This is a genomic window from Odoribacter sp. N54.MGS-14 (assembly GCF_000980295.1).
Taxonomy (GTDB): domain Bacteria; phylum Bacteroidota; class Bacteroidia; order Bacteroidales; family Marinifilaceae; genus Odoribacter; species Odoribacter splanchnicus.
In genome coordinates, this window is the sequence record NZ_LARL01000144.1 from 1 (window position 1) to 1,642 (window position 1,642).

The window sequence follows — 1,642 nt, forward strand, 5'->3', positions numbered from 1 at the left end:
CTCGGAAAACAAGTTTGTTTCAGACGTTAAAACCTTATCTTGGTTTAGCAGGATTATTCGCTTTTGCAATGATCGTCGTGCAGTTGCTGGTTCCTAATCTGGTGGATGAAAATCGGATGCTGTTAAAGAATGGAGAGCAGGCGAACATGACGGCACAAGCAGAAGATGAGAATATTTTCGATGCGGATTTTAACCCATCTCGTGAAGAGATCATTGAGTATTTGTCACAAGAGACGGATCCGATCGAGTTTTTATATGCAGAGCGCAGGTAGAATTAAATGTACAAGCAAAGATATATGAAAAAGATAAGTTTGATTATATTGATGGTGGGGTTTGGTTTTTCTTTATTTGCCCAAAGCGGAAAATTGAGTGAAGACAAACGGAAAGAGTTTGAGGCTCAAAAAGTAGCCTTTTTTACCCAAGAGATGGATTTGACCCCGGAAGAGGCCACTAAGTTCTGGCCTTTATATAACGAGATGCAGCAGAAAATTCGTGTCGAGAATGATAAAATACGAGATTTAACCTGTCGGAAAGATAAAAAAGAGGTTCCGGAAGTGACGGAACAACAAGCTTTGAAGAATTTGGAGATAATGTTATCTGCCGAACAGGCTGTACGGGATATTAAGAAAGAATATATCGAGAAGTTGACCAAGGCTCTGTCCGCCAAGAAAGTGTGGATGATGATTGAGGCCGAGCAGAAATTCCATCATCAATTGTGGAAGAAGATGGGGAAATATCCTGCACCTGCGCAGAAATAGTTGATCGAGTGGAGAAATTCGTGTCTGAACGTGAAAAAAAAGAAAAAAATCACGTCAAAAGCTTGCAAGAACAATAAAAAGCACTACTTTTGTCAGCGCAATTGGAGAGATGGGTGAGTGGCTGAAACCAACAGTTTGCTAAACTGTCGTACGGGATACTGTACCGGGGGTTCGAATCCCCCTCTCTCCGCCACCAATTTTTGAGCTCATTTTCGGGGCGTAGCGCAGTCCGGTAGCGCATCTGCTTTGGGAGCAGAGGGTCGCAGGTTCGAATCCTGTCACCCCGACAGATAGACAGCCACGAGAGTGACTGTTTTTTTATTTGAATAAAAAACTTATCTTTGTCCCTATAAATTTAATACTTACACGAATGAAGATGTCTAAATAAACAAGTCGGTTGTAAAACCGGTAAAGTCTCCAAAGTCTACGTGATAGGAGCATCGGGTTTTATTAATGATAGTGTTTCAAAAAGTGTGTAAATCCTTTCTTTTTTCATCTTTGCAAATCTATTCATTTTTAATAAAATAATCTTGATTCTAAAAAATTATAAATAGGGTATTTATAAATATCCGCGTTTTGAGCCACGGTCCCCATCAGTAGAATGACGGCCTGTGGATTCGGCATGGCCCCTCTCATGTTAATAACCCTCTTATAATCCCTGTTCAGTCTTTCGATCCAGTTCGTGGTATAAATCATTCCCCTGATTTCCCTTTCATATTTGAAGTATGTAAAATAAAACCTGTACCTGTCGTGCTGGTATCTCTTTAGCGGCGGGTAACTCTTTTGCCACCTTTGTATGAACTCCTTAAATACACCGAATGCCTTTTCCGGCGTGATGTCCCATTGGTCAGGAGAGCAGATTTGTTTGAGTTCCTCCATAACCT

Annotated in this window: 3 protein-coding genes and 2 tRNA genes; 4 read left to right on the forward strand and 1 reads right to left on the reverse strand. The window is 40.9% G+C overall.

Annotated elements, in window-relative coordinates:
- From WS42_RS14595 to WS42_RS14610, 4 genes are all read left to right on the forward strand, one after another.
- On the forward strand, positions 1–272 hold a 272-nt coding region (locus WS42_RS14595), incomplete at its 5' end, for a hypothetical protein (protein WP_046451354.1).
- Between the two features lie 24 nt (positions 273–296).
- Positions 297–758 (forward strand): hypothetical protein, encoded by a 462-nt coding sequence (locus tag WS42_RS14600; protein ID WP_046451355.1) that lies wholly within the window; start codon positions 297–299, stop codon positions 756–758.
- Between the two features lie 103 nt (positions 759–861).
- A tRNA-Ser gene (locus WS42_RS14605) sits at positions 862–951 on the forward strand.
- Between the two features lie 20 nt (positions 952–971).
- Positions 972–1,045 (forward strand) — tRNA-Pro (locus tag WS42_RS14610).
- A 229-nt stretch (positions 1,046–1,274) separates the two neighbouring features.
- On the opposite strand, the gene WS42_RS14615 is transcribed toward WS42_RS14610, so the two are convergent.
- The coding region (locus WS42_RS14615; RefSeq protein WP_046451343.1) for a transposase at positions 1,275–1,642 on the reverse strand (368 nt) is incomplete at its 5' end.